The following is a 24828-nucleotide window of genomic DNA, read 5'->3' as shown; positions in this document are numbered from 1 at the left end:
TATAGCTGTTCTAAATATTTTACAATATATGGTATCGATACCATAGAGGAGGATAACAATGAACGTACAATGGTGGCAAAAAGAAGTAATCTATCAAATTTATCCAAGGAGTTTTAAAGATACAAATAATGATGGTGTCGGCGATATAAACGGTATTATAGAAAAATTACCTTATTTAAATAGTTTAGGAATCACAATGATTTGGATATGTCCGATTTTCAAATCACCTATGGTGGATAACGGGTATGATATTTCTGATTATAAAGATATTAACAGTGAATTTGGCAGTTTAAATGATTTGGAAACGTTACTAAATAAAGCAAAACAATACGACATAAAAATCATGTTAGATTTGGTAGTAAATCACACTTCGGATGAACATGAATGGTTTGAGGCCGCCCTCAATGATCCAGCAAGTCCTTATAGGGATTATTATATTTTCAAAGAAGGTGTAAATGGCGCGCCGCCTAATAATTGGAGATCCATATTTGGAGGAAGTGTCTGGGAAAAAGTAGTAGGTGAAGATATGTATTATATGCATGTTTTTGATAAAAAACAACCAGACTTAAATTTTGAAAATCCAAAATTAAGAGAAGAAATATATCATATGATTAATTGGTGGTTAAGGAAAGGATTAGCTGGTTTTCGTATTGATTCAATTACATTTTTGAAAAAGGATCAAGATTTTGAAAGTCTAACAGCAGATGGTAATGACGGTTTAGTAACGTGTAAACATAAGACAAGAAATAGACCAGGTATTGAATTATTTTTAAAAGAACTTAAACAACAAACCTTCGAAAAATTTGATTGTATTACCGTTGGTGAGGCACCTGGTGTCAATTATGATGAATTAACCGATTTTATTGGTGAAGATGGGTATTTTTCAATGATATTTGATTTTAAATATACAGATATTGATGTCGAATCTGGTAGTGATTGGTTTAAACGCACAAACTGGACAACTGAAGAATATAAAAAGCTTTTATTTGAAAGTCAAGAAGCTATCCAAAAAGTTGGATGGGGAGCCAATTTCATAGAGAATCACGATCAACCTCGTGCACTATCCAAATTAGTAAAAGACCCATCATATCAAAATTTCGTGGGTGGTAGCGCAATTGCCATGTTGTACTTTTTCTTAAGAGGTACACCATTTATATATCAAGGGCAAGAGCTAGGAATGACTAATTTCGAACGCCAATCTATAGATCAGTTTAATGATATATCAAGTATCGATAATTTCCACCGTTCTATAGAAGAGGGGTTTACCGAAGAACAAGCAATGGAATTTGTTAATTTACGTAGTCGTGATAACACTAGAACACCATTACCATGGAATGATCAAAAATTTGGTGGGTTTTCTAAAACGAAGCCTTGGATTGATCTCATCGAAAACTATAAAACAATCAATGTTCAAATTGAAGAAAATACTTCAAGCTCATTATTGAATTTTTATAGAGAACTTATTCAACTCAGAAATCATTCTAAATATAGTCAAACATTGATATATGGCAATTTTACAGCTCATAGAGAAACAAACGAAAATATTATCAGTTATTTTAGAAATGACCAGACGACAAAATTACAGATAATTGTAAACTTATCAAATAAACATAATGATATTGATATTAAAAATACGAATTATGAGTTGATTCTTGATAATTATGGAGCAGTCGAAAAAACAGAAAATAAGATTAAATTAAGACCATATGAAGCATTAATAATAGAAATAAAGATTTAGTCTTCTTTTCATAGGGGTGAAAGTAATGGGAAATACAAATGATAAATATAAAAAAATAGCCGAAGAAATTGTGGATGTCATTGGTGAGGATAACATTGATAGTGCAACGCATTGTGCAACGAGATTAAGGTTATCTGTGATAGATCGTAAAAAAATAGATGATGAAAAAATAGAAGAGATTGATGAAGTCAAAGGGGTATTTTATACAGGTGGACAATATCAAATTATTTTAGGTACAGGTATAGTTAATAATGTGCATGATGAAATGGCAAAAATGTATGAATTTGAAAATGTTACGAAAGAAAAAATGAAAGAAAAGAAACAAGGCAGGCTCCAAAACGCGATTCGATTGTTAGCTGATGTCTTTGTACCTATTATCCCAGTACTTGGTGCTACAGGGTTGTTTCTAGGGTTAAAAGGAGTTATTTTTAATGAATCCGTATTGTCGTTATTTGGATTGACGCCTGACATGATTCCGAGTGTGATTCAAACGTTAATAACTGTATTGACAGATACAGCTTTTAGTTTTTTACCAGCATTTATTGCGTGGAGTGCATTTAAGACATTTGGTGGAACACCGATTATTGGCTTTCTCATAGGATTAATGTTGGTGTCTCCGGCATTGCCGAATGCTTATGAAGTAGCAAGTGGGGATGCAAAACCTATTATGGTGGCAGGCGTTGTCCCAATTGTTGGTTATCAAGGAAGTATATTGACTGCATTATTTGCGGGTATTGTCGGAGCAAAAGTAGAAAAACGACTAAGAAAAGTAATGCCAAATGCTCTAGATTTAATATTTACACCTTTCTTTGTTATTTTAATTATCATGGCATTTTCATTATTTGTAATGGGACCCATCGTCCACATTATAGAAAGTGGAGGCATATCCGTTGTTAAAACGTTTATCGGTTTACCATTTGGTATTGGTGGACTCTTAATTGGATTCTTTTACCCATTAGCAGTTATGACAGGCTTACATCACATGTTCATTATTGTAGAGACTTCATTGCTAGCATCAACAGGATTTAATCCATTAATCACTTTATGTGCGATGTATGGCTTCTCCAATGCAGGTGTTACCTTAGCGTTATCATTACGAAGTAAAAAAAGTGCATTTAAAACAGCTGGTATCAGTGCAACGATTACCCAATTGTTAGGCGTAAGTGAGCCTGCGCTATTTGGTATCGTATTAAGATCAGGCATTAAAGCTTTAGGTATTATGCTACTATGTTCATCGGTTGGTGGAGGTATATTAGCTTTACTTAATATTCAAGCAAATTCATATGGGTTAGCTGTTATACTTTCACCATTAATGTACATTTATGATTTCAGCCAACTATTAACATATATTATTTTAGGCGTTTTTGTATTAGTATTAGGATTTGTACTCACACAACTTTTCGGTATTCCAAAAGATGGAGACGTTGCCACAGTAAATGTCAGTGCAACTTCTGTTGAAGATGAGAAAGGTATGAGTGAAGAAAAAGCAAATACATTAAATGCAGTAACTGAAGGTGAGCTCATTGCGCTTTCTTCTGTAAATGATCCAGTGTTTTCTCAAAGAATGATGGGTGAAGGATTTGCTATCTTACCATCTTCAGATGAGATGAGCGCGCCTATATCTGGTACAATTACATTGGTTTCTGATTCGAATCATGCAATTGGTTTGGAAACAGAAGGTGGTTTAGAGATTCTAGTTCATATGGGTATTGATACGGTAAATATTAAAGAAAAAGTATTTGAAGTATTTGTAGAACAAGGTCAACGAATCAAGCAAGGTCAAAAAATTGCGACAATGAATCGTTCAAAAGTGAGTGATTTAAATAAAGACACTACAGTTATTGTAGTAATTACTAATAGCAGAGAAAAAGTCAATAAGCTTTCGTTAGAAAAAGAAGGCAGAGTGATATACAATCAAAAGGCTGCCAGAGTTAATCATAAATAAATGTAAGAACATAGTTTTGAATTCCTCTATAATTATGGTGTTATAATTTAATAAACAAAAATGTCATGCATTTATGCATCAAATCCCCTTACTATTGCGAGTAGTAAGGGGATTTTGATGTGGCTAGTCGCCTATTTATCATCGCGCTTGCGTAACCAATGAGTAAATAACGCGATGATACAACTATTGATGACTGTGATAGTGATCTAAACAAGGATTTCTAGCATGGATTAACATCTCCTCTCTACGTCAATTGACGTCTAAGAGATAGACGACTCCGCTGTTATATCACTTGAAAATTGTTAAGCATGGACGATTCTGGTACGTTGAAATATGTTACCTTAAAATGATTAACCTACTTTATCTCTATTTTCTTGTGTTTTTCAAATTCTTTACTACATACAAATCCCATATGGACAATTCGATTATTGTTTGTTTTTCTTTTTTTCAATTATTTGTGCATTGTTGAGAAAAAGTTTAACTGACTCTTTCCAAGGATTGATTCAAGGGTTTTTAATTACTTTAATAGTATTTACAATTTTTTTTGATATCTAGAGTCATGAAGTCGAAAGCATCAACTCAAGCTATAAGGGCTGCTTCAGTATCGTATATGATTGTTACATTAAATATTGAATCTATAGTTTTAGTAATACAAAAAATGTTTGGCTTAACTTTAACATCAGTAAAAATAACTACTTTAAATATATTTAAATCAGGAGATTTATATTTGGGGGTAATAGATTTACAATTATTTTTCAAAGTATTATTAATAGGGATTGTATATTATTATACTAGTAAACTATCTAAAAGATCTGCTTTTATTTGGTCATTTGTAGCGCTTATCATATTGTTATTATACGGTTTTTTAGGAGCTTATATATCGAATATTTTAAAATGAATAAAAATTATTATTTAATAAACTTATTGTATATGTTTTAGTTTGTTAATAAGACTTAGTAATAAACCAAATGAATATAATATTAATTAATGAAGTATAAAACTAATAGTAATATTATAGAAACAGGAAGAACTATTCTCTCTGATTTCATCATAGATTCAGAAAGATTTTTGAATTCTTTATCTGATGCTTTATTTTTCTTTAAGCTAAAATATTTTTTTCCATAATATAGAGCCGGTAATCCGTTAATAAATAAAAATATTATTAATATAGTTAACATCATAGAACCTCCTTAAGACGAATAATAGCACAATAATGTTCTTTAGAAATAATTGATATAACATTCTATTATTTTTATATAAAGTTGAGGGGATGAATAAGGGGAGTATAACATGACAACACTAAAAGTTTAATTAAGTACGGTGTGTTTTTTGTAGTAGCTAGCTTATTAGTAGTTTTATTTGGAACATTGATTGGAGACATCTCTAGAGATTCTTCAAGTTCTATGGAATTTGCAAATTTTGTAACTAAAGTTGGAGTAACAGATGTAACTGCCGGTAGAGTAATAGAGTTTGTTAGTGCAGAATCTACAGTTGCTTCAATTGTAATTGCAATAGCTGGTGTTACAGGTGCAGGACGAATTGCATCAGGTGGTATTTAGACAATTAAATATATGATTAAAAAAAGGTAATGATAAAGCACCACCATGGTAATATAAATTATCAATCTTGTCCCCAACTTTTAATACATATAAAATACATAAAAGGGATTTGAGAATATATGTTTCAAAAATTCATAAGTATACATAAAATTAAGTCTGATAAATGCATATAACAAGGAAGTATCTGATTGGAAGATTAATATTTATCTATGGCCTAAAATAAGATTTATTTTAAATTGTATTTTGCCTATATCTTTATTATTAAAAATTATAATTCAATTAGCAATATACTCTCCAAAGCAAAAAACGCAATGATGAGTATAGCAATAGTAAAAATAATTAATATCAAAGCACCAAGAAAAACCTTAATTACGTAAAATCATCTTTTAAATAAAATTATTGTATGGCAAAAAATTCATAACAAAGGATTGATGGTTTTGAAGTGGCTAAGGTTTTTGACTTATTGATTATGGCAATCATAATGTTTGTTTTTATAGCCCATGATATAAATCAAAGTTACTTAAGTACTTGGTTTATCATTTATTTTTAATTCTATTCTTCTGTAATACTTTTCTGGAAACCAACAGATAACCAATGTTAAAACATGCAATTATGCAGAGAAAATTGAGAATTGGAATTGGTATTGAGTTAGCTAACTAAATTGGCGTGTTACTTACAAACCATAAGGAAATTGGAATGATGAAATTATGTTATTGTTGAGCAAAAAAGAGAATGTTTTTGAAGAGATTGTAACTTAAATTTTAGATGCAGTCATGTCTCCGCATATGATGTTTGATTGGCACTTACACTGGTATTTTTAGAAGATATTCCATATATGATAATCACACTATTCATATTGATGTTTGTTTCTTCAGTATCATCAGAAATGATTAAGGACAATTATCAAAAGAACAAAGGACGTGATTTGGAGTGATTAAACACTGAGAACATGCGATTTAACAACGTTTTATGATTATCAACTATGTTTGACTTACACACATCGTGGAATAATAATTATGTAACCAATCAAAGGAGGTAATACAATGACTTTCGAATTTAAGCATGATGCAGGAACTACTGAATTACCAGAAAATATTAATTCAGCAGTTGCGTTAGAATTTTCATTCGTTGACGCATTAGTTGCTTTAGATATAAACGTTAAAGGTATTGCTGATGATAATGACAGTACGAATTTAATATCACCAATCCAAGAAGAAGTTGGTGACTATGTATCAGTTGGTACTCGTATCGATCCAGATTTTGAATCAATTCGTTCTGCAGCTCCACAAGTAATTATTGGAGATGCTGAGCGTCATAAAGATATATATGATGAATTAAGTGAAATTGCACCTACGATTTTATTTAGCAGTTTTGATGCAGGATATCAAGAAACATTAGAAGTATTCCAACGTATAGGTACTGCTGTTTCTAAATCTAAAGAGGCTAAAGAACGTTTAGACAGCCATCAAGACTTAGTAAATAACTATAATAATCAAATTTCTATTGATAAGAATAAAGAAACATTAGCTGTCGTAGTATCTGAACAAGGTGTGACTGCGCATTCGGCAAAAACGTATGTAGGTGAATTTTTAGGTAAATTAGGTTTTAAAAATGCACTTAATGACAAAATCGCAGATAAATTGCCAGCGTATAGAGAAGCGGATTATTTAGAAATGTCATATGAACAATTAGCTGACGTTAATCCAGAAAGATTAATTGTCATGGTTGAAGATAGTGATGACGATGACTTGAATAAACTTCAAAATAGTAACCAATGGGATGACATTGATGCTGTGAAAAATAATAGAGTTCACTTTGTAAACAGAGATGAATGGGCTAAATTACGTGGCTTAGTGGCTTCTGAAGATATTATCGAAACATTAGCTAACCTAAAAGAATAGTTTTTAATATATAAATAATGAAGTGGTTGATTAGTTGTAGAATAAGCTAATCAACCATTTTTATATGTATATACAAATTAGCATCCTCATTATTATAAACAGGGTGCTTTTTACAATTTTGAAGCCTAGTTATTGATAATAAACTGTCGCAGTAAAGGTAATTAATTCAGTGGTATTATTTTGATAAGTGTGGGGGATATCGCTATTAAAACGTAAAGCCTGTGTTTCATCAATATTATATACCTCATCATTTACAATAATGGTTAACATGCCTTTATTTACAATGATAAATTCTTCGGAGTTTAAATGATGACCTTCCGAAGCCTTCTCACAACCAGGCTGTATTTCCATCTTAAACATTTCGAATTGTCTGGATTTATCATATGGAAAATAAGGGTAGACAACGACATTATCATCTTCAATAGGCAAGATATCTGTACTATCGATAAAGTTAACGTTATCTTGCTGTTGAGTAGTCAGTTCTGAAAGGGATAGATGTAAACCGTTAGCAATCTTCCATAAAGTTGTTATTGTAGGATTAGATTCTCCTCTTTCGATCTGGCTTAACATATTTTTACTCACATTGGTAAGCTTTGACATCTTATCCAAACTTAATTGATTTTTCTTGCGATAGGCCATTAAATTACATGCAATGACATTTTGAATATTACTCATAAAAATCAGTCCTTTACTTCATATCGAACATATTGTACCATTTAGTGTGTTGTTTTTGAACTAGTAGGAGGACATTTATATGAAACAAGATACAGCTCACACTAAAATGAATTGGTTGTTATTTATAGCTATATTACTTGTAGCGGCTAATTTAAGGGCGCCTATCACATCAATAGGCATAGCATTACCTCATATAAAAGACGAATTAATGTTATCTAATACGGCAGTCAGCTTTATAACTATTGTACCGTTGTTGGCATTCTCTATCGTTTCATTATTTGCGGCTAAAACGAGTCGACATTTAGGTTTAGAGAAGACGATATTCATTGCGTTGATTCTTATTTTTATCGGCATCGTTGTTAGATCAATTACGCATGTTTCATGGTTATATATTGGTACAGTATTACTAGGCATTGGTATCGCATTTGGGAACGTCTTGGCACCAGCTTTTATCAAAGCTAAATTTCCACTACGTATCGGTATTATGACAGGATATTACACGGTAGTTATGAACGTCTTTGGTAGCGCGTCTACTTATACAACGGCCCCGCTTGTGAAGCATTTTCACTATAATATAGCTTTAGGCATAATCGGCATAGTTACATTAATAGCATTGATTGTTTGGGTATTTCAATTAAAAAATAAACCGGAAGAAACATCTCAAGTTGCTTCTACTGATGTAAACGTGTGGAAATCCTCGTTATCATGGCAAATTACGCTCGTTATGGGTGGGCAATCGCTATTATTCTACACATTAGTAAACTGGTTACCGGAATATTTAAAAAGCCAAGGTTTCTCACTCGACAAGGCGGGTCTATATTTATCAATCTTACAATTAGCCATTATACCACTAACATTCATAACACCTATTATCGCTACAAAAATGAAATCACAATACGCATTAACGTTTGGTACAGGCGCATTGTTCGTGATTGGTGTTATTATTATGATGTTTGAGCCAACTTGGGCATTATTAGCGGCTATCTTAATTGGTATTGCTAGCGGGTTAGCCTTCGGTCTTGTGAATACATTTTTCAGTTTAAGAGCAGAGCACGGTACGACGGCTGCTAAACTATCTGGCATGTCTCAATCGGTAGGCTACTTATTTGCGGCCATAGGGCCATTGTTCTTCGGTATCTTACACGATATTTCAGGCAGTTGGATACTCTCACTAAGTATATTATTAATTACTGCACTTGCTATTATGATATTTGGTGCTGGCGCTGGTAAAAATAAAACGATAGAACAGACATTAAATGTAAAATAATACTTGATGATTTTAAGAAGCTTATTTCACGACATATGAGATAAGCTTTTTTGTTGTTCAATGAACTTTTCATACATTATAACTACGTAATCACCATGTTACAGCTAATAAAAATACAGTTTTATTATATAAAATAGCATAAAATATGCCCAGGCATATTGTGATAAGTAAAAAGTTATGGTTAAATTAAGAAAACGCTTACATTAATATGACATTAGGGGGATTAGTTATATGATTACTTTTATTGTATCAATTATCTTACTTGTCGTTGGCTATTTTACATATGGTAAGTATATTGATAAGATGTTCGGTCCTAAATCGGAGCGACCGACGCCTGCATACAACCAACGTGATAACGTAGACTATTTGCCGATGAAGACTTCGTCTAACTCGTTAATACAGTTGTTGAATATCGCCGGTGTGGGACCTATTTTTGGACCGATTATGGGTGCATTATATGGCCCGGTTGCATTTATATGGATAGTAGTCGGTTGTATTTTTGCTGGAGGGGTACATGATTATTTAACAGGTATGATTTCAATTCGTAACAAAGGTGCACATTTACCTGAATTAGCAGGGAAATTTTTAGGTAATGTGATGAAACATTTCGTTAATATTTTTTCTATTTTATTATTATTACTTACTGGGACGGTCTTCGTTACAAGTCCAGCCTTATTATTATATAACTTAATGGATGGCCGTATTGCGCTAGGTATTATTATTTTCGTAATTTTTGTGTACTATATTTTATCTACAATTCTACCAATAGATAAAATTATTGGACGTATTTATCCAATATTTGGTGCGTTATTATTAATCAGTGCGCTAGGTATTGGGTTTAGATTAATTCAAACGGGTGCACCCATTCCCGAACTGAAATTAAAAAATATGCATCCTTCTGGCGCACCAATTTTCCCATTACTCTTCTTTACGATTACATGTGGTGCCTTATCTGGATTCCATGCGACGCAAACGCCTATCATTTCTAGAACGACAAATAAAGAGAAAAATGCGCGTTTTATTTTCTATGGCATGATGATCGCTGAAGGTATTATCGCTATGATATGGGCGGCTGCAGGTATGAGTTTATTCCATGGTTATAGCGGATTACAAGACGTATTGAATCGTGGCGAAGCAGCGTTAGTAGTAAGTAAGGCTTCTAATTTATTACTTGGTTCAGTCATTGGTACGATAGCGGTCATTGGAGTAATCATTTTACCGATTACGAGCGGAGATACTTCATTTAGAAGTGCACGTATGATTATCGCCGACTACTTAAACGTTGGTCAACGCAGCATGATGAAAAGAATTATCGTCGCAGCACCTTTATTTATTATCAGCTTTGGGTTAACTCAAGTTAATTTCACAGTATTATGGCGCTATTTCTCTTGGGCTAACCAAACGACAGCTGTTGTAGCATTATGGGTAGGTGCAATGTATTTACTAATAGCTAAAAAGAACTTTTGGGTGGCAGCGATTCCAGCAGTCTTTATGACATGGAATATCTTTGTCTATATATTAAGCCAGAAGATAGGTTTAGGATTAGATTTAACGCTTAGCTATTATATTGGTTTTGCATTGACGTTGCTATGGATTATTTATTTTAATTACCAATATAAAAAGATGGTTTCTGCTAAATCATTTAAACTGGACTATCCAATATCGAATACACAACAAATTGGTTAAGCAGTATATATGTAAAAAAAGAGACTCCTTACACTAAGGAGTCTCTTTTTGTGCTTTTTAATATAATGTTTAACGTGAAACATTAGCTTATATCTTATTAATTTGGGTGCTTACACATGCTTGGCACTAAGAATATGTCGATAAAAAGCCATAGACCTAATAAGATTAAGAAAAGGTAACCAATGAAAATTGCTACGGTAGCCCAACCAATGACGGCTAGAATGAGTTGGAAAATACCTGAAGTGGTTTTACCACAATAAAAACGGTGTACACCGAGTTGTCCTAAAAAGAACCATAAAATATAAGCGATAACGATACTACGTTGTTGTGGTGCATAGTTGTTCGATGTCATGCTCTTCACTCCTTATATCTATTTAAAGCGTTAGGGACATCTTAACTTAAAGTAAAATAAAAAAACAAGTAGGCGGCGACCTACTTGTTATATATCATAATTGAAAAAGAGAGCTTATTACTAAACGAGGGCTCAAGTCGCTTAATAACAAATTTATTACGGATGTACATAATGGCTAGAGTACATCTTTAATGTGCAAAAATCTATTTACGGTTTTATAGCAAACGCACGTACCGGAAAACCGGGTGCATCGTTAGCTTTAGGGCATATCGTGAATATAATAGCACCACGGGCTGGTAATAGATCTAAATTGGTAAGCAGTTCAATTTGAAAAATGTCTTGTCCGAGTACATAACGTTGGCTGACAAAATCTTCGTTACGTGTTGCATCGATAGCAGCATCTGTATCGAAAGTTTCGTGACCGACTGCTTTTACTTGACGCTCTTCGATTAAAAACTGTAATGCATCTTTGCTCCAACCCGGGGTATGAGGTTGGCCATACTTATCTTTGTTTACAAATTTTGTTGTATCGGGCCAACGTTTGGACCAATCTGTTCTTAAGGCGACAAACGTGTGTGGTTCGACTTTACCGTTAGTACGTTCCCATTGAAGTAAATGTTCCTTAGTGATGATAAAGTCTGCATTATGTGCGACTTCTGACGCATAGTCTAAGACAATCAACGGTAGCGCAAATTCTGTTAAATCAAAGTCATTTAGACTGCGGGCATGATTCACAAAATGATTCGGTGCATCGAGATGTGTACCGTATTGAGTAACGAGATTCCAACGTTGAACATAGTAACCATCATCTTTCACAGTTGCTAATGGTTGTACACTTGCACGCTCGTCTTCGCTGAAGCATGGAATGGAGTCGTCAAACTTGTGTGTAAGATCGACCCATTCTGTACTTTTTAGTTGTTCAAGTTGGTTCCATAATGGATAACTCATTGATAACATCACCTACAATTTATTATTTAGACAGTAGCTGACTTTGTTTTACGTAGTTTATCTACTGAGTTAACTAATACAGTTAATGCTTCACGTACTTCGTCTTCTTTACGTGTTTTTAAACCGCAATCTGGATTAACCCAGAATAATGAACGGTCAATTTGTTGTAAGGCACGGTCAATCGCCGTTGTAATTTCTTCTTCAGTAGGGATACGTGGACTATGAATATCATATACACCAAGTCCAATACCTAAATCATACGTAATGTCTTCAAAGTCTTGAATTAAATCACCATGGCTACGTGATGTTTCGATTGAAATAACATCAGCATCTAAATCATAGATAGCATGAATGATTTGTCCAAATTGAGAATAACACATATGTGTATGAATTTGTGTAGCATCTGCCACTGAAGATGTAGCAAGTTTGAATGAATGTACTGCTTTATTTAAGTAATCAGCATGGTATTCAGAACGTAATGGTAAACCTTCACGTAATGCTGGCTCGTCTACTTGGATAATTTTGATGCCAGCGTCTTCTAAAGCTAATACTTCTTCGTTAATTGCTAAAGCGATTTGGTTTTGAACTTCTTCGCGAGGTAAGTCTACACGTTCGAATGACCAGTTCAAGATTGTAACAGGGCCAGTTAACATACCTTTAACTGGTTTGTCTGTTAAACCTTGCGCATACAATGTTTCTTTTACTGTTAATGGTTCGTTCCATTTAACGTCTCCGTAAATGATCGGTGGCTTAACAGCACGAGAACCGTAAGATTGAACCCAACCGAACTTAGTCACTAAGAAACCTTGTAATTTTTCGCCGAAGAATTCAACCATGTCGTTACGTTCGAATTCACCATGAACAAGTACGTCTAAGCCAATGTCTTCTTGAATTTTAATCCAACGAGCAATTTCACTTTCTAAGAACTCATTGTATTCAGCATCTGTAATACGGTTGTTTTTCCATGCAGCACGTTGTTTACGAACCTCTTGTGATTGAGGGAATGAACCGATAGTTGTAGTTGGCAAATCAGGTAAATTTAATTGTGCATCTTGTTCTTTACGACGTTCAGCAAATGGTGATTTACGAGAAGAACGAACACTATCAAAGTCATATTCAAGGTTTTTGAATGATTGGTTTTGGAAACGTGCATAACGCGCTTTTAGATCATTAAACTTACTACTGTCATCTTCATTAAATAAACGTCTTAACGCGTCTAATTCGTCTAATTTTTCAGTAGCGAAGCTTAGACCTTCAGCAATAGATTCGTCTAAAGTTTCATCATCTAAAGAAACTGGTACGTGCAGTAATGATGATGAAGGTTGGATGACTAGCTCAGATGTATAATTTTGAAGTTTTTCGATTAATGATTGTTTAGCTTCAATGTCAGCTGCCCAGACGTTACGTCCATCGATAATACCAGCATATAATGTTTTATCTTTAGATAAAGCGCCAGCTTCAATTTGTGATAAGTTATAGCCATTATCATGTACGAAGTCTAAACCGAATCCTTTTACGGGTAAGCTGTTTAAGAATTTTAAGTTTACACGTTCAAAGTATGTTTGAATAACTAGCTTTTTACCTAAGTCAGCTTGGGCAAAGTAGTCGTAAGCGTGACGTGTAATGTCTTCAAAGTCTTCGCTTGTATCAGTTACTAAAACGGGCTCGTCGATCTGTATATATTCAGCACCAGCGTCTACGAGCGATTGTAAAACTTCTTTATATAATGGTAGTAATGTTTCTACTTTTTCTTCAAATGTTTGGTTACCACCTTTAGAAAGTTGGACAAAAGTGATCGGACCTACAATAACAGGATGAGCATTAACGTTTAACGAGCGTGCATAGTTAAAGCGTTCTAATAAAACATTATGGTTTAATTTTGGTTCTGCATTATCCCATTCTGGAACGATGTAATGATAGTTTGTATTAAACCATTTGATTAATGCACTAGCTACGTGTTCTTTGTTACCTCGTGCGATATCAAATAATAAGTCATTATTTACTTCGCGACCTTGGAAACGTTCTGGAATGATGTTGAATAATAATGAAGTATCAAGAATATGGTCATAAAGAGAAAAGTCACCAACTGGAATACTGTCTAAATTATAATTCTTTTGTAGTAATAGATTTTCTTTGTGCAAATCAGATAACTGTTGGTTTAATTCATCTGCAGTAATTTTGTTTGACCAATAATTTTCGATTGTTTTTTTCCATTCTCTTTTTCTACCTAATCTTGGGAAACCTAAATTTGATGTTTTAATTGTCATAATATTGCCTCCTGTGAATTTGAAGTAATCGATTTAGAATATGCTGCGAGTTCAAGAGATAAGTCTGCACGCTGGAAAGGAGTGATGAGATACAAGCCATTAAAATATTCATGAACTGTAGCGATAAGCTCTTTACATATTTCAATGCTGAGCTCTCTCGTCTTATCTCTATCGTCTTTAACTGCTTCGAAGCGCGTAAGTATATCTTCTGAAAGCTTAATGCCGGGTACTTCATTGTGTAAAAATAATGCATTGTTATAACTAGTAATTGGCATAATGCCAATAAAGAATGGTACGCCTAAATGTTTTGTTGCTTCATAAACTGTTTTGATTTTTTCTTTACTATAAACAGGCTGTGTAATGAAATAATCCATACCGCTGTCTATTTTCTTTTCTAGACGCCTAATTGCGCCATCTAATTTTCTTACATTTGGATCAAATGCTCCTGCGATGTTGAAGTTTGTCTTTTTCTTCAGCGCATCACCGTCAGTATTGATACCTTGGTTAAAACGTTTGGCAATTTCTGTTAAACCTTTAGAATTTACATCGAATACGTTCATGGCGCCTGGTAAATTACCTACTTTTGAAGGATCGCCTGTAATAGTTAATATTTCATTAACGCCTATGAGAGATAAGCCTAAAAGGTGCGATTGTAAGCCGATTAAATTGCGATCGCGACAAGTGATGTGAACGAGTGGTTCGATGTTATAGTTCTGTTTAATAATACTTGCAGCGGCAACATTGCTAATACGTACGGTTGCTAATGAATTATCGGCAAGGGTCACTGCATCAATTTCAGCATCGTCTAGTTTTTGAATGTTTTCGAAGAACTTTTCTGTATCTAAATGTTTTGGCGTATCTAGCTCAACGATAATCGTTGCGCCGCGTTTAACTTTTGCCGTCAAGTTTTCTGTAGGTACCGCAGACTTTGTTGAAGTGTCTTGTTTCGTAATAGGTATCACTTTTTTGTTGTGTACAGGCGTTAAATCTTCAATTGATGATTTAATATAATGAATATGTTCTGGCGTCGTGCCACAACAACCACCAATTAGACGGACACCTTCGTTTATCAATTTTTGAGCAACTTGACCAAAGTATTCTGCGTTATCGCTATATTTAAATTCACTATTGTTTAAATCAAGCAAGCTCGCATTTGGATAACATGATAAATATGCATGGTCTGGCAATTCGATATGTGAAAATGATTGCTGCATATGGTGAGGACCATGGTGACAATTTAGTCCGACTACATCTGCACCACTGTCGACAACCTGTTGTAAAGCGTTATTGATTTTTGAGCCATCTCGTAAATAATTGGTATTTGATGCTGTTAATTGTGCGATTATAGGAATGTCGTATTTATTCCGTGTTGCTTGAATAACATTTGTTAGTTCTTCTAAATCATAATATGTTTCGAAAAGTAAGGCGTCGACACCTTCTTCAATTAAAGTATTAACTTGAATTTCAGTGTGATACAGTATCGCAGATAGACTTAATTCTTCTTGTCTAACTCCTCGAAACCCACCGACTGTACCTAAAATAAATGTGTCATCTAAAGCGGCTTTTTTGGCAATATTTACTGCCGCCTTATGGATATCTTTTACTTTATGTTCTAAACCAAAAGCTTTGAGTTTTTCAAAGTTTGCTCCGTAAGTGTTAGTTTGAATAACGTCTGCACCGGCTTCTATATAAGTACGATGTATACGCTCTACTCTTTCGGGATGACTTAAATTATAAGCCTCTGGGCATGTATCTAGTCCTTCAGAATAAAGTATCGTACCCATCGCGCCATCAGCGACTAGTATGTTGTTCTTGAGTTTGTCTAATAGTTGAGCCATTAAAAGCCTCCTTCAATGCATAATTCAAGTCAGCAATCAGTTCATCAGGATCTTCTAAACCAACACTTAATCTAAATAGACCAAAAGTGATGTTACGTTCATCTCGAACTTCTTTAGGCACCGCGGCGTGTGACATTGTCGCGGGGTGTGACAGAATAGTTTCTACACCACCAAGGCTTACTGATACTAAAGGTAATGTTAAGGCGTCGACAAAAGCTTGAGCTTTATTTTCGTCTTTCAAACGAAAGCCTAAAACAGCGCCACCATGTTGTGCTTGAGATAAATGTAATTTGTCATTTCCTGGGTAATAAACTTCAGCAATTTCATCACGTTGTTGTAAAAATGCTTCAAGTTTTTGTGCGTTATCTACAGATTGCTTAAATCTTACTGGTAATGTTTTTAAATGTTTTGCTAATGTCCAACTATCTTGTGCGGAAAGGGCAGTACCTGTACCGTTTTGTAATAGATAGAGTGCATCTGCCAATGTTTTATCATTAGTAATTGCAGCGCCAGCAATAATATCACTGTGACCGCCTAGAAACTTAGTAGCGCTGTGTACAACGACATCCGCACCAAGTTCTAACGGTGATTGACCAAGAGGAGTCATAAACGTATTATCTACGGCTAATAATAAATCGTGATCATGTGCAACTTTTGCAGTGACACGAACATCTGTGATTTTAAATAAAGGGTTAGAAGGTGTTTCTATATACACTAATTTAGTGTTATCTTCGATAGCTTGTTCGATTTGTGAAATATCCGTTGTGTCTACAGTTGTGAAGTGAATATTAAAGCGCGTTAATATTTGTTCAGTTAATCGGAACGTACCTCCGTAAACATCGTCAGGTAAAATGACGTGGTCGTCAGCTTTAAGTGTGAGTAACACTGCTGAAATAGCTGCGATGCCTGAAGCGTAGGCAAATGCATAACTACCACCTTCAAGTTTGGCTAATTTTTCTTCTAATAATTTACGGTTAGGATTACCACTTCTGGCATAGTCGTATTCTGCGCCACCACCTAGAACCTTTTGGTGGAATGTTGAAGAATCATATAATGGCGGATTTGCTGAATCGTAATCGTGTCCTCTATGTGAATCGAAAATCACTTCTGTATCTTTGGATAAACTCATGAAATCACTCCTACTTTCGCTTTGTCTAATGCTTGAATAAGGTCTGCTTCAATATCTTCATAGTCTTCAACGCCGATAGATAATCTGATTAATTGTGAATCAATGCCACGTTTGTCTTTTTCTTCATCTGGCATATCGACGTGTGTTTGTGTATAGGGGAAAGTTATTAATGTTTCAGTACCGCCTAAACTCTCGGCAAAGATACAAACTTCAATGTTTTCTAATAATTTCTCAACGCTAAATGCTTTATTAAGTCTTAAGCTCAGCATGCCTGTACGACCGCTATATAATACTTCATCAATAGCATCTAAGTTACTACATCGTTCTGCGAGTAATTTAGCATTGTATTCAGAACGATCAATACGTAAATGCAATGTCTTTAAACCACGTTGGAGTAAATAGCTATCGATTGGTGATAACGTTGCGCCAGTCATGTTATGCAATGCTGCCAATTCTTCAGCGATTGCTTCGTCCTTTACAGTTACTACGCCGGCTAATACATCGTTATGACCACCAATATATTTTGTGCCTGAATGTAAGACGATATCAGCGCCATTTTCTAATGGTGTTGATAAATAAGGAGTTAAAAAAGTATTATCGATTATTGTTAATAAATCGTGTTGTTTACTTAATACATAATAAGGTTCTACATCGACTTCAATCATTAGTGGATTAGATATTGGTTCTATAAATAAAGCACGTGTGTTGTCGTTAATATTGCTTTCGACTTCTTCATAATTTAGAAAATCTACATATTTAAAATGAATACCGTATTGTTTTTCATAAAAGTCAAATAGTCTAAATGTGCCTCCGTATAAATCAAAGGACACTAAAATCTCATCGCCCGGTTTGAAAATATTACAAATAAGTTGGATTGCAGCCATGCCACTCGCGGTTGCAAATGATGCAAGACCTCTTTCTAACTTTGCAAATGATTCTTCAAAGGCTGAGCGTGTCGGATTTTTAGTACGTGTGTAATCGTAACCAGTTGATTGTCCTAAGTGTGGATGTTGGTAAGCCGTTGCTAAATAAATAGGGTTAGCTAACGATCCAGTGTGATCTTCTGTCAATGCGATTTGAGCAAGTTCTGTATTTTTCATCATCGATAACCTCCTTGTTAAAATAAAAAAGCTTCCGTCCTTTAAACCCGAATAAATCGGATATAAAGGACGAAAGCTTGCTTCGTGGTACCACCTTAATTTGTTATTTTATTGCTAAAATAACCTTATCCAGTACGCTATCTGTTAAATAAAAATGATAATAGGAATGTATTCGAGAAATGTAAAATCGTATAAAAAAGCTCACTTTATAAAATTATAAAATGAGTATTAACGAAATTAACGACGTATCGAATGATTCCAGTACGGCATTTAACAAATGTTAATACTGTAGCGCTATAACGGGCGCGCCCGGTGACACCTCATATTGGCATCAACACTCAAAGGCCATTTTCAAACTCTCTTTCTGTGTCTTCTTTCAGCATGTAAAGACTCTCTGTGTCAGCAGTGTAAGTTCTACTTTCCTTATTACTGTGTTTAACTCGTATGAATTTCTTAATTGATATACCATAGATTACACATTATAAAAAGCTTTGTCAATAATTTTTCTGAAAATTATGATTAAACTAAATTATCTAACTATAAGAACCCGTTATTGGACGCTTTGATAACACTATTTATATTACTTGTTCTCAAGTTATAATTTACTTAAAATAAAATGAAGACATTTTGTAAAGTAGGTGACGAACATCGTAAAATCTTCAGACAAAAGATTGCAACTAGATGATGATTCTGTAATTCAACATATAGCAATAGACCAAATTAAACCAAATCCATATCAACCGCGAAAAACTTTCGACGATGCTAAACTGGATGATTTATCCCGCTCAATTGAGCAGCATGGTATATTACAGCCTATCGTATTACGTATGACAATAACTGGTTATCATATCGTAGTAGGGGAAAGACGTTTCCGAGCAGCGAAACGCGCTAAATTAACCCATGTTCCAGCAATTGTAAAATCATTATCTGATGAGGATATGATGGAACTTGCTATTATAGAAAATTTACAACGTGAAGATTTAAATGCAATAGAAGAAGCAGAAAGTTACCGCAAACTTATGGATGATTTAGAACTCACACAGCAACAAGTCGCACAGAGATTAAGTAAATCACGTCCATATATTGCTAATATGTTGCGTTTGCTGCAGTTACCACCTATGGTAATGCGCATGATTCAGCAAGGAGAATTATCAGGTGCCCATGGACGAACTCTATTAGCATTAAAAAACACTACAGAAATAACAAAATTGGCTAAACAAGCGCATCATGAAGCATGGAGTGTTAGATACTTAGAACAATATATTGGTGATAATAAAGTACAAAAACAAAGTCATAAGCAGACAGACGTTAAGGCGAAACCTAAGTTTATTAAGCAACAAGAACGCCAATTAAAAGAGCAATATGGGACTAATGTAGCTATCTCTACTAAAAACAACAAAGGACAAATTATCTTTGAATTTTCATCTGAGGAAGAGTTTAAAAGATTAGTACAGCACCTAAATGAAAAGTACAAAAATGAATAACTATGTATTCTTTAATTGCAATAAAGTTATGTTCAAATTAAATTAAAGCGTTATTTAAAGAGTAGGTAGACAGTCGTGAGGCTGTCTACCTTTTTTATGTTGAGTAACACTTTTTGTATTATTGTTTCATTGTTAACAAAAAAATATAAAAGTTAACGCTGTATTTTACTTGTATTGAACAACTATATCTTGCCAAATTAATAATATAAATGACCTAATTTCCAACAACTATATTTGATGGAACATATGATGCTATTGGCTTTATGGCTGAATGAAAGCGTTATTTTTCTGAATTAAAGAAATGTTTAGAAAGATTACGATTTAATAACGCGACAGAAGTTAAATTGTAATAATATTTCAGAAAATAACAATTATGTAATATTCATTTAAATGTATATCCGTTATGATAGCATGTCCTGGTGACAAAAATTTGCTGAGGTGAAATCATTGTTTTTAATAATACTCTTTGCTGCTTTAATCCTAATTTTAGGAATCAGAGAAATGTATATTCATAAAAAACGTATAAACAAAATTCCTATCCGTATCAACATTAATGGTATACGAGGAAAATCAACGATTACGCGTTTGATTTATGGAATTCTACGTGAAGACGACTATAAAGTTGTTGGTAAGACCACTGGTACTGACGCAAGTATGTTGTATTGGTTCTCAGAGGAAGAACATCCTGTTATTCGTAAACCACAAGGTCCCAATATTGGTGAACAAAAAGATATTTTAAGTAACGTAATTGCTAATGGTGGAGAAGCTATAGTTAACGAGTGTATGGCTGTTAATCCTGATTATCAAATTGTGTTTCAAAACCAACTATTGAAAGCGAATGTTGGCGTAATAGTCAATGTTTTGGAAGATCATATGGAAACGTTAGGTCCCACTTTAGATGAAGTTGCAGAAGCATTTACAGCAACGATTCCTTATAACGGCAAACTTGTAGTGATGAAGGACGATTACACTGAGTTTTTCAAAAAAGTCGCAGCGTCAAGAAATACAGAAACAATCGTTGTTGATAAAGAAAAAGTAGAGGAATCATTATTAAGAAAATTTGACTATATCGTCTTCCCAGATAACGTTGCAATTGCTATGGGCGTTGCAGAAGCAGTAGGAGCAAATAAAGATACTGCATTACAAGGCATGTTAAATGCACCACCAGATAGTGGCGCAGTACAAGTGCATTATTATCATAAAAATAATACGAAAAATATTTTTGTTAATGCCTTTGCTGCGAATGAACCTCAATCCACAAAAGCGATTTTACAAAAAGTGATCGATTATAAATATCCATTTGAGAAAAAAGTCATCATTTTAAATTGCCGTGCAGATAGATTAGATAGAACGAAATTATTTGCCGAAGATTTCATTACTAAAGTCGATTACGACACATTAATTTGCGTAGGTAAAAGTACGCAGTTAGTTACTGAAGTAATGAAAACACAACAACCGGATAAAAAGTATTTAAATTTTGAAGGTAAATCATTCAGTGAAGTAGAGGAAGCAATTTTTGCAGAATCTAAATCGGCACTAGTATTTTGTGTTGGAAACATACATGGAAACGGCAAAAAAGTCGTTAATTTATTGGAAGGGATGAATTAATTTGGTAGGTTCAGAGTTGTATTTTTCACTATTCGTAGGAATAGTATTAAGTTTAATATTTGCTGAAAAATTTGGTATTACACCTGCTGGTCTAGTAGTACCGGGATATTTAGCTTTAGTATTTGATCAACCGGTCATGTTGCTTTCTGTGTTGATTATTAGTTGTTTAACGTATTTCATTGTTACACACGGTATTAGTAAAGTGGCAATTTTATATGGACGTAGAAAATTCGCTGCAATGATATTAACCGGTATGATATTGAAGTTCCTCTTTGATTTGATATATCCATTAACACCGTTTGAAGTAGTTCAAATATCAGGTATAGGTATTGTTATTCCAGGTATCATTGCGAATACAATCCAAAAACAAGGTACTGTAACGACCTTGGCATCATGTATGTTATTAACTTGTATTACATATGTCGTGTTATTTGCTTACAGCTTTATCAAGTAAGAAGGAGATAAATTATGTCGAATAAGAAAAAATTCAATATTGAGGATTGGATATTGAAAAAGTCCAAAAATCAAAAGAAGCATAACTCAATATACATGTTAGTCGTATTAGTCGTCGCCGTAATACTATTAGTCATTCTTATGGCTACTTTTAAAACTGATAAAGTTAATGTTTTAGCAAAGAACAAAGATGACATACATTTATCGTATTTCGGTAACGTCACGTTAAATAAACACATTAGACAAAATGATTTAAATGGCATGTTTGCTGCTGTTTCAAACATCATTAAATCAAGTGATTTTTCAACAGCCAGTCTGAACGTGAATAATTTTGCTGAAAAACCAAATAGAAATATTGAGAAAAATTATAAAAATATAGCATTTCTAAAAAGTTTAGGTTTCTCAAGTATTAATTTAACAAATAATTCCGTAGATTTAGATCAAATTAAGCAAATTGAGAAAAAATCTAATTCTAAGCTTGGCTATGACTTTACTACTGGAAATGGTTCTAACTCAATAAATAGTAAAGTGACACATAGAACTATCAAAGGTAAGAAAATTGCTTATGCTTCATTTACGGACGTGAGCTCAAAATATATGGATGCAAGAAAAGCAACGACGTCCATCACACTAGATCCTAAAATCTTTATTCCGCTTGTTAAGAAAATGAAGGAAGATAATGACATGGTCGTCGTAAACGTTGATTGGGGTATCCCAGATGAACCTAACGTCACAAGTAGACAAAAAGAATATGGTCATGCGTTAGCAGAAGCGGGTGCCGATGTCATTCTCGGTCACAACACAGTGACTCAAAAGATTGAAAAATATAAAGGTGCTAACATCTTCTACAGTCTAGGTAACGTTACTTCTGATGATTTCCTTTCTGAGAAGAAAAAAAGTATAGCCGTACAACAATCCTGGAATGGTGATAAAAGTGATTTCTTAATCACTCCAATTAAAACTTCAGGTGACAAAATAACGAAAGATAATATGAGTTATATGGAGAAGAAAAAATTCTATAATCGTATTTCTGACTCATCTATCAAACTAAAAGAAACAAAAGGAGGTTACACATATGAAAATTAAAAATTACATTTTATACGGAGTTATAGTAGTGATTATCGTATCTATTTTCTTATTGATAATTACGAGCAATGCTGACGACAGTTTAGATAAATATGAAATGCATGACCTTAAAACTGAAAAACATGTTTCTGTAGATGGAGGTCAATCTCATGAGCATTTACAGTAAAAAAGTTTTAACTATTATCTTTATCATTACGTTATTAATTTCGACGGGTTTTTATTTTCTGAATAAAGAAGATAAAGTGGATAAAGATCAATTGTATGAAAACAAGCTTGCTTCACATAATAAGAACAATGCCCAAAAGAAATATGGTGTGTCTACGAACAATAGAATTGCCCGGGAAATAGGCAACAAAATCATTCAAGAAGGCGGTAACTCCGCAGACGCAGCATATGGTGTGGCTTATGCACTAGCAGTGACGGAACCATTTGCTGGTGGCTTAGGTGGAGAAGGAACGACTTTAACTTATTCTGGTGGCAAAAAAGATACGCCTAACGTTTATGATTATAATGCTGTTTCTTCTCATAACTATAAACAAGGTGACGAGTCGGGTGTGCCTGGTTTTGTCAAAGGTATGCATGACATGCATGCCAAAGAAGGAAAGATGAGCGAAAAGAAAATTTTAAACAATGTCATTCCTTTAGCTGAGGATGGTTTCCAAGTTAATGCCGATTTAGAAAAATTATTACTAAAATATAGTGGGAATATTGATAAAAATTCACCATTTTTCAATAAAGATCATCAGGTAGTGAAAAATGGTGATGTCGTAAAACAAGAACATTTAGCCAGCACATTAAAATACATTCGTGATCACGGTGCAGATAATTTTTATAAAAAAATGGGACCTAAAATTGCGAAACAGAGTAATGGGGATTTAACTAGTAAAGATTTTGAAAAGTATTCAACTAAAATGAAAAAGCCAATTGCAACAAATTATTTAAATAATAAAGTTTATACTTCGCCAAATCCAACTGGCGGTATGTTAACATTACAAAGTTTAAAAATTGACCAGTCAGTTAATGGACAACTAGGCGAAGATACACGTAAAGACTTTATCGACAGCACTTTGAAAGCACGTAATGTGACGTCTAAAGTTAAGTATATAGTTAATGATGAAAAATCGACTGATAGTAAAGATTTATCGGATGAACATTTATTAAAGCGTGTAGACAAGTATAAAAACACTGCAAATAAATATAATAAACAACAACGTATTAATACTGCAGGTTCACATTTTGTAGTTGTAGATAAACAAGGTAAGATGACTAGTTCAACCAATTCATTAAATAATTTCTTTGGTACAGGTAAATATACCAAACAAGGATTCTTTTTAAATAATTCACTGAAAAGATTTTCTAAATCACCTACAAGCGATAATTATGGTCAAGCCAATAAATCGCCACGTTCATTTATTTCACCATCAATAGTAGTGGGTGACAATTATTACGTAGGTGCAGGTACTTCAGGCGGTAATAAAGTACCGACGATTATGCAACAAACATTGTCTAACTATTTAAGAGGTAAAGGCTCATTAAACCAAGTAATTGATAAGCCACGCTTCTATAATGACGGCAAAAAGGTTTATTATGAAGACGGCATGAAAGATAAAGACATCAAAACATTTAAAGATTTAGGATATAAAACAATAAACAGTTCAGATAACCCTAATTTCGGTAGCTTTGAAGCCGCAACCTATTTCAAAAAAGATAAAAAAGTTGAAACTGGTAATGACGTAGAAGTACGTTAATACTAGAAATAAAAAATGCTGGGTCCATCAGTTAAGATGGACCC

The 24828-nt window shown here is 33.7% G+C and carries 22 protein-coding genes; 13 read left to right on the top strand and 9 right to left on the bottom strand.

Annotation, left to right across the window (positions count from 1 at the left end; genetic code table 11):
* Positions 1 to 58: 58 nt before the first annotated feature.
* Positions 59 to 1738, top strand: coding sequence for an alpha-glucosidase (locus ISP02_RS11950; RefSeq protein WP_195721752.1), 1680 nt, complete (start codon positions 59 to 61; stop codon positions 1736 to 1738).
* Between the two features lie 25 nt (positions 1739 to 1763).
* On the top strand, positions 1764 to 3683 hold the full coding sequence (locus tag ISP02_RS11945; protein WP_195721751.1) for a PTS beta-glucoside transporter subunit IIBCA: 1920 nt from the start codon (positions 1764 to 1766) through the stop codon (positions 3681 to 3683).
* A gap of 131 nt (positions 3684 to 3814) precedes the next feature.
* On the opposite strand, the gene ISP02_RS11940 is transcribed toward ISP02_RS11945, so the two are convergent.
* Positions 3815 to 3889, bottom strand: coding sequence for a type I toxin-antitoxin system Fst family toxin (locus ISP02_RS11940; protein WP_328806065.1), 75 nt, complete (start codon positions 3887 to 3889; stop codon positions 3815 to 3817).
* Between the two features lie 353 nt (positions 3890 to 4242).
* Here ISP02_RS11940 and ISP02_RS11935 point away from each other — a divergent pair, with 353 nt between their 5' ends.
* Positions 4243 to 4581 carry a hypothetical protein gene (locus tag ISP02_RS11935; RefSeq protein ID WP_195721750.1) on the top strand — a complete coding sequence of 113 codons (339 nt, stop codon included), beginning with the start codon at positions 4243 to 4245 and terminating at the stop codon, positions 4579 to 4581.
* Positions 4582 to 4663: 82 nt separating this feature from the next.
* Here ISP02_RS11935 and ISP02_RS11930 read toward each other — a convergent pair whose 3' ends face one another.
* Positions 4664 to 4864: a hypothetical protein gene (locus ISP02_RS11930; protein WP_195721749.1), complete on the bottom strand. Its 201-nt coding sequence runs from the start codon at positions 4862 to 4864 to the stop codon at positions 4664 to 4666.
* 141 nt (positions 4865 to 5005) lie between these two features.
* On the opposite strand from ISP02_RS11930, the gene ISP02_RS11925 reads away from it, so the two are divergent.
* Entirely contained in the window at positions 5006 to 5242 is a 237-nt protein-coding gene (locus ISP02_RS11925; protein ID WP_195721748.1) for a hypothetical protein, read from the top strand.
* A 1043-nt stretch (positions 5243 to 6285) separates the two neighbouring features.
* Positions 6286 to 7143 carry an ABC transporter substrate-binding protein gene (locus ISP02_RS11920; protein WP_195721747.1) on the top strand — a complete coding sequence of 286 codons (858 nt, stop codon included), beginning with the start codon at positions 6286 to 6288 and terminating at the stop codon, positions 7141 to 7143.
* Between the two features lie 129 nt (positions 7144 to 7272).
* Here the strand turns inward: ISP02_RS11920 and ISP02_RS11915 are convergent, their stop codons facing one another.
* Positions 7273 to 7818, bottom strand: a complete 546-nt coding sequence (locus ISP02_RS11915) for a helix-turn-helix domain-containing protein (protein ID WP_195721746.1) — start codon at positions 7816 to 7818, stop codon at positions 7273 to 7275.
* A 79-nt stretch (positions 7819 to 7897) separates the two neighbouring features.
* Between ISP02_RS11915 and ISP02_RS11910 the strand changes: the two genes are divergently transcribed.
* A complete protein-coding gene (locus ISP02_RS11910; RefSeq protein ID WP_195721745.1) occupies positions 7898 to 9085 on the top strand; it encodes a CynX/NimT family MFS transporter in 1188 nt (395 codons plus the stop codon).
* A 231-nt stretch (positions 9086 to 9316) separates the two neighbouring features.
* Entirely contained in the window at positions 9317 to 10771 is a 1455-nt protein-coding gene (locus ISP02_RS11905; RefSeq protein ID WP_195721744.1) for a carbon starvation CstA family protein, read from the top strand.
* Positions 10772 to 10868: 97 nt separating this feature from the next.
* On the opposite strand, the gene ISP02_RS11900 is transcribed toward ISP02_RS11905, so the two are convergent.
* The 6 genes from ISP02_RS11900 to ISP02_RS11875 all read right to left on the bottom strand — a co-directional run bounded on the left by ISP02_RS11900 (position 10869) and on the right by ISP02_RS11875 (position 18405).
* Positions 10869 to 11123 carry a TM2 domain-containing protein gene (locus ISP02_RS11900; protein WP_195721743.1) on the bottom strand — a complete coding sequence of 85 codons (255 nt, stop codon included), beginning with the start codon at positions 11121 to 11123 and terminating at the stop codon, positions 10869 to 10871.
* 207 nt (positions 11124 to 11330) lie between these two features.
* On the bottom strand, positions 11331 to 12071 hold the full coding sequence (locus tag ISP02_RS11895; RefSeq protein ID WP_195721742.1) for a cyclase family protein: 741 nt from the start codon (positions 12069 to 12071) through the stop codon (positions 11331 to 11333).
* 26 nt (positions 12072 to 12097) lie between these two features.
* A complete protein-coding gene (metE, locus tag ISP02_RS11890; protein WP_195721884.1) occupies positions 12098 to 14341 on the bottom strand; it encodes a 5-methyltetrahydropteroyltriglutamate--homocysteine S-methyltransferase in 2244 nt (747 codons plus the stop codon).
* Positions 14335 to 16176 (bottom strand): bifunctional homocysteine S-methyltransferase/methylenetetrahydrofolate reductase, encoded by a 1842-nt coding sequence (locus ISP02_RS11885; protein WP_195721741.1) that lies wholly within the window; start codon positions 16174 to 16176, stop codon positions 14335 to 14337. The genes metE and ISP02_RS11885 overlap by 7 nt, the downstream gene beginning before the upstream one ends.
* Entirely contained in the window at positions 16130 to 17305 is a 1176-nt protein-coding gene (gene metC, locus ISP02_RS11880; protein WP_195721740.1) for a cystathionine beta-lyase MetC, read from the bottom strand. Before metC ends, ISP02_RS11885 begins: the two co-directional genes overlap by 47 nt.
* Complete coding sequence (locus ISP02_RS11875) at positions 17302 to 18405, bottom strand: PLP-dependent transferase (RefSeq protein WP_195721883.1); 1104 nt, start codon at positions 18403 to 18405, stop codon at positions 17302 to 17304. Before ISP02_RS11875 ends, metC begins: the two co-directional genes overlap by 4 nt.
* 647 nt (positions 18406 to 19052) lie before the next feature.
* Between ISP02_RS11875 and ISP02_RS11870 the strand changes: the two genes are divergently transcribed.
* The 6 genes from ISP02_RS11870 to ISP02_RS11845 all read left to right on the top strand — a co-directional run bounded on the left by ISP02_RS11870 (position 19053) and on the right by ISP02_RS11845 (position 24784).
* Complete coding sequence (locus ISP02_RS11870) at positions 19053 to 19889, top strand: ParB/RepB/Spo0J family partition protein (protein WP_195721882.1); 837 nt, start codon at positions 19053 to 19055, stop codon at positions 19887 to 19889.
* A gap of 447 nt (positions 19890 to 20336) precedes the next feature.
* Positions 20337 to 21497 carry a poly-gamma-glutamate synthase PgsB gene (gene pgsB / locus ISP02_RS11865; protein WP_195721739.1) on the top strand — a complete coding sequence of 387 codons (1161 nt, stop codon included), beginning with the start codon at positions 20337 to 20339 and terminating at the stop codon, positions 21495 to 21497.
* 1 nt (position 21498) lies between these two features.
* Complete coding sequence (gene pgsC / locus ISP02_RS11860; RefSeq protein WP_195717172.1) at positions 21499 to 21951, top strand: poly-gamma-glutamate biosynthesis protein PgsC; 453 nt, start codon at positions 21499 to 21501, stop codon at positions 21949 to 21951.
* Between the two features lie 14 nt (positions 21952 to 21965).
* Complete coding sequence (locus tag ISP02_RS11855; protein WP_195721738.1) at positions 21966 to 23036, top strand: CapA family protein; 1071 nt, start codon at positions 21966 to 21968, stop codon at positions 23034 to 23036.
* The gene (locus ISP02_RS11850; protein ID WP_195721737.1) at positions 23026 to 23202 is read left to right on the top strand and encodes a hypothetical protein; all 177 of its coding nucleotides are present in this window, start codon (positions 23026 to 23028) and stop codon (positions 23200 to 23202) included. The genes ISP02_RS11855 and ISP02_RS11850 overlap by 11 nt, the downstream gene beginning before the upstream one ends.
* Complete coding sequence (locus ISP02_RS11845) at positions 23186 to 24784, top strand: gamma-glutamyltransferase (protein ID WP_195721736.1); 1599 nt, start codon at positions 23186 to 23188, stop codon at positions 24782 to 24784. Before ISP02_RS11850 ends, ISP02_RS11845 begins: the two co-directional genes overlap by 17 nt.
* Positions 24785 to 24828 lie beyond the last annotated feature (44 nt).

Origin of the sequence: Staphylococcus durrellii (genome assembly GCF_015594545.1) — a bacterium.
In the GTDB taxonomy this organism is placed as follows: domain Bacteria; phylum Bacillota; class Bacilli; order Staphylococcales; family Staphylococcaceae; genus Staphylococcus; species Staphylococcus durrellii.
The sequence above is the reverse complement of the archived record's forward strand: the minus strand, read 5'-3'. Positions and strand labels throughout refer to the sequence as shown.

What these genes read in the sequence shown, in the direction of transcription:
- ISP02_RS11915 (WP_195721746.1), bottom strand. Translation starts at nt 7,818, where the DNA reads ATGAGTAATATTCAAAATGTCATTGCATGTAATTTAATGGCCTATCGC.
- ISP02_RS11930 (WP_195721749.1), bottom strand. Translation starts at nt 4,864, where the DNA reads ATGATGTTAACTATATTAATAATATTTTTATTTATTAACGGATTACCG.
- ISP02_RS11905 (WP_195721744.1), top strand. Translation starts at nt 9,317, where the DNA reads ATGATTACTTTTATTGTATCAATTATCTTACTTGTCGTTGGCTATTTT.
- ISP02_RS11855 (WP_195721738.1), top strand. Translation starts at nt 21,966, where the DNA reads ATGTCGAATAAGAAAAAATTCAATATTGAGGATTGGATATTGAAAAAG.
- ISP02_RS11910 (WP_195721745.1), top strand. Translation starts at nt 7,898, where the DNA reads ATGAAACAAGATACAGCTCACACTAAAATGAATTGGTTGTTATTTATA.
- ISP02_RS11895 (WP_195721742.1), bottom strand. Translation starts at nt 12,071, where the DNA reads ATGAGTTATCCATTATGGAACCAACTTGAACAACTAAAAAGTACAGAA.
- ISP02_RS11885 (WP_195721741.1), bottom strand. Translation starts at nt 16,176, where the DNA reads ATGGCTCAACTATTAGACAAACTCAAGAACAACATACTAGTCGCTGAT.
- ISP02_RS11920 (WP_195721747.1), top strand. Translation starts at nt 6,286, where the DNA reads ATGACTTTCGAATTTAAGCATGATGCAGGAACTACTGAATTACCAGAA.
- ISP02_RS11875 (WP_195721883.1), bottom strand. Translation starts at nt 18,405, where the DNA reads ATGAAAAATACAGAACTTGCTCAAATCGCATTGACAGAAGATCACACT.
- ISP02_RS11850 (WP_195721737.1), top strand. Translation starts at nt 23,026, where the DNA reads ATGAAAATTAAAAATTACATTTTATACGGAGTTATAGTAGTGATTATC.
- ISP02_RS11945 (WP_195721751.1), top strand. Translation starts at nt 1,764, where the DNA reads ATGGGAAATACAAATGATAAATATAAAAAAATAGCCGAAGAAATTGTG.
- ISP02_RS11845 (WP_195721736.1), top strand. Translation starts at nt 23,186, where the DNA reads ATGAGCATTTACAGTAAAAAAGTTTTAACTATTATCTTTATCATTACG.
- ISP02_RS11900 (WP_195721743.1), bottom strand. Translation starts at nt 11,123, where the DNA reads ATGACATCGAACAACTATGCACCACAACAACGTAGTATCGTTATCGCT.
- metC (WP_195721740.1), bottom strand. Translation starts at nt 17,305, where the DNA reads ATGAGTTTATCCAAAGATACAGAAGTGATTTTCGATTCACATAGAGGA.
- ISP02_RS11950 (WP_195721752.1), top strand. Translation starts at nt 59, where the DNA reads ATGAACGTACAATGGTGGCAAAAAGAAGTAATCTATCAAATTTATCCA.
- ISP02_RS11935 (WP_195721750.1), top strand. Translation starts at nt 4,243, where the DNA reads ATGAAGTCGAAAGCATCAACTCAAGCTATAAGGGCTGCTTCAGTATCG.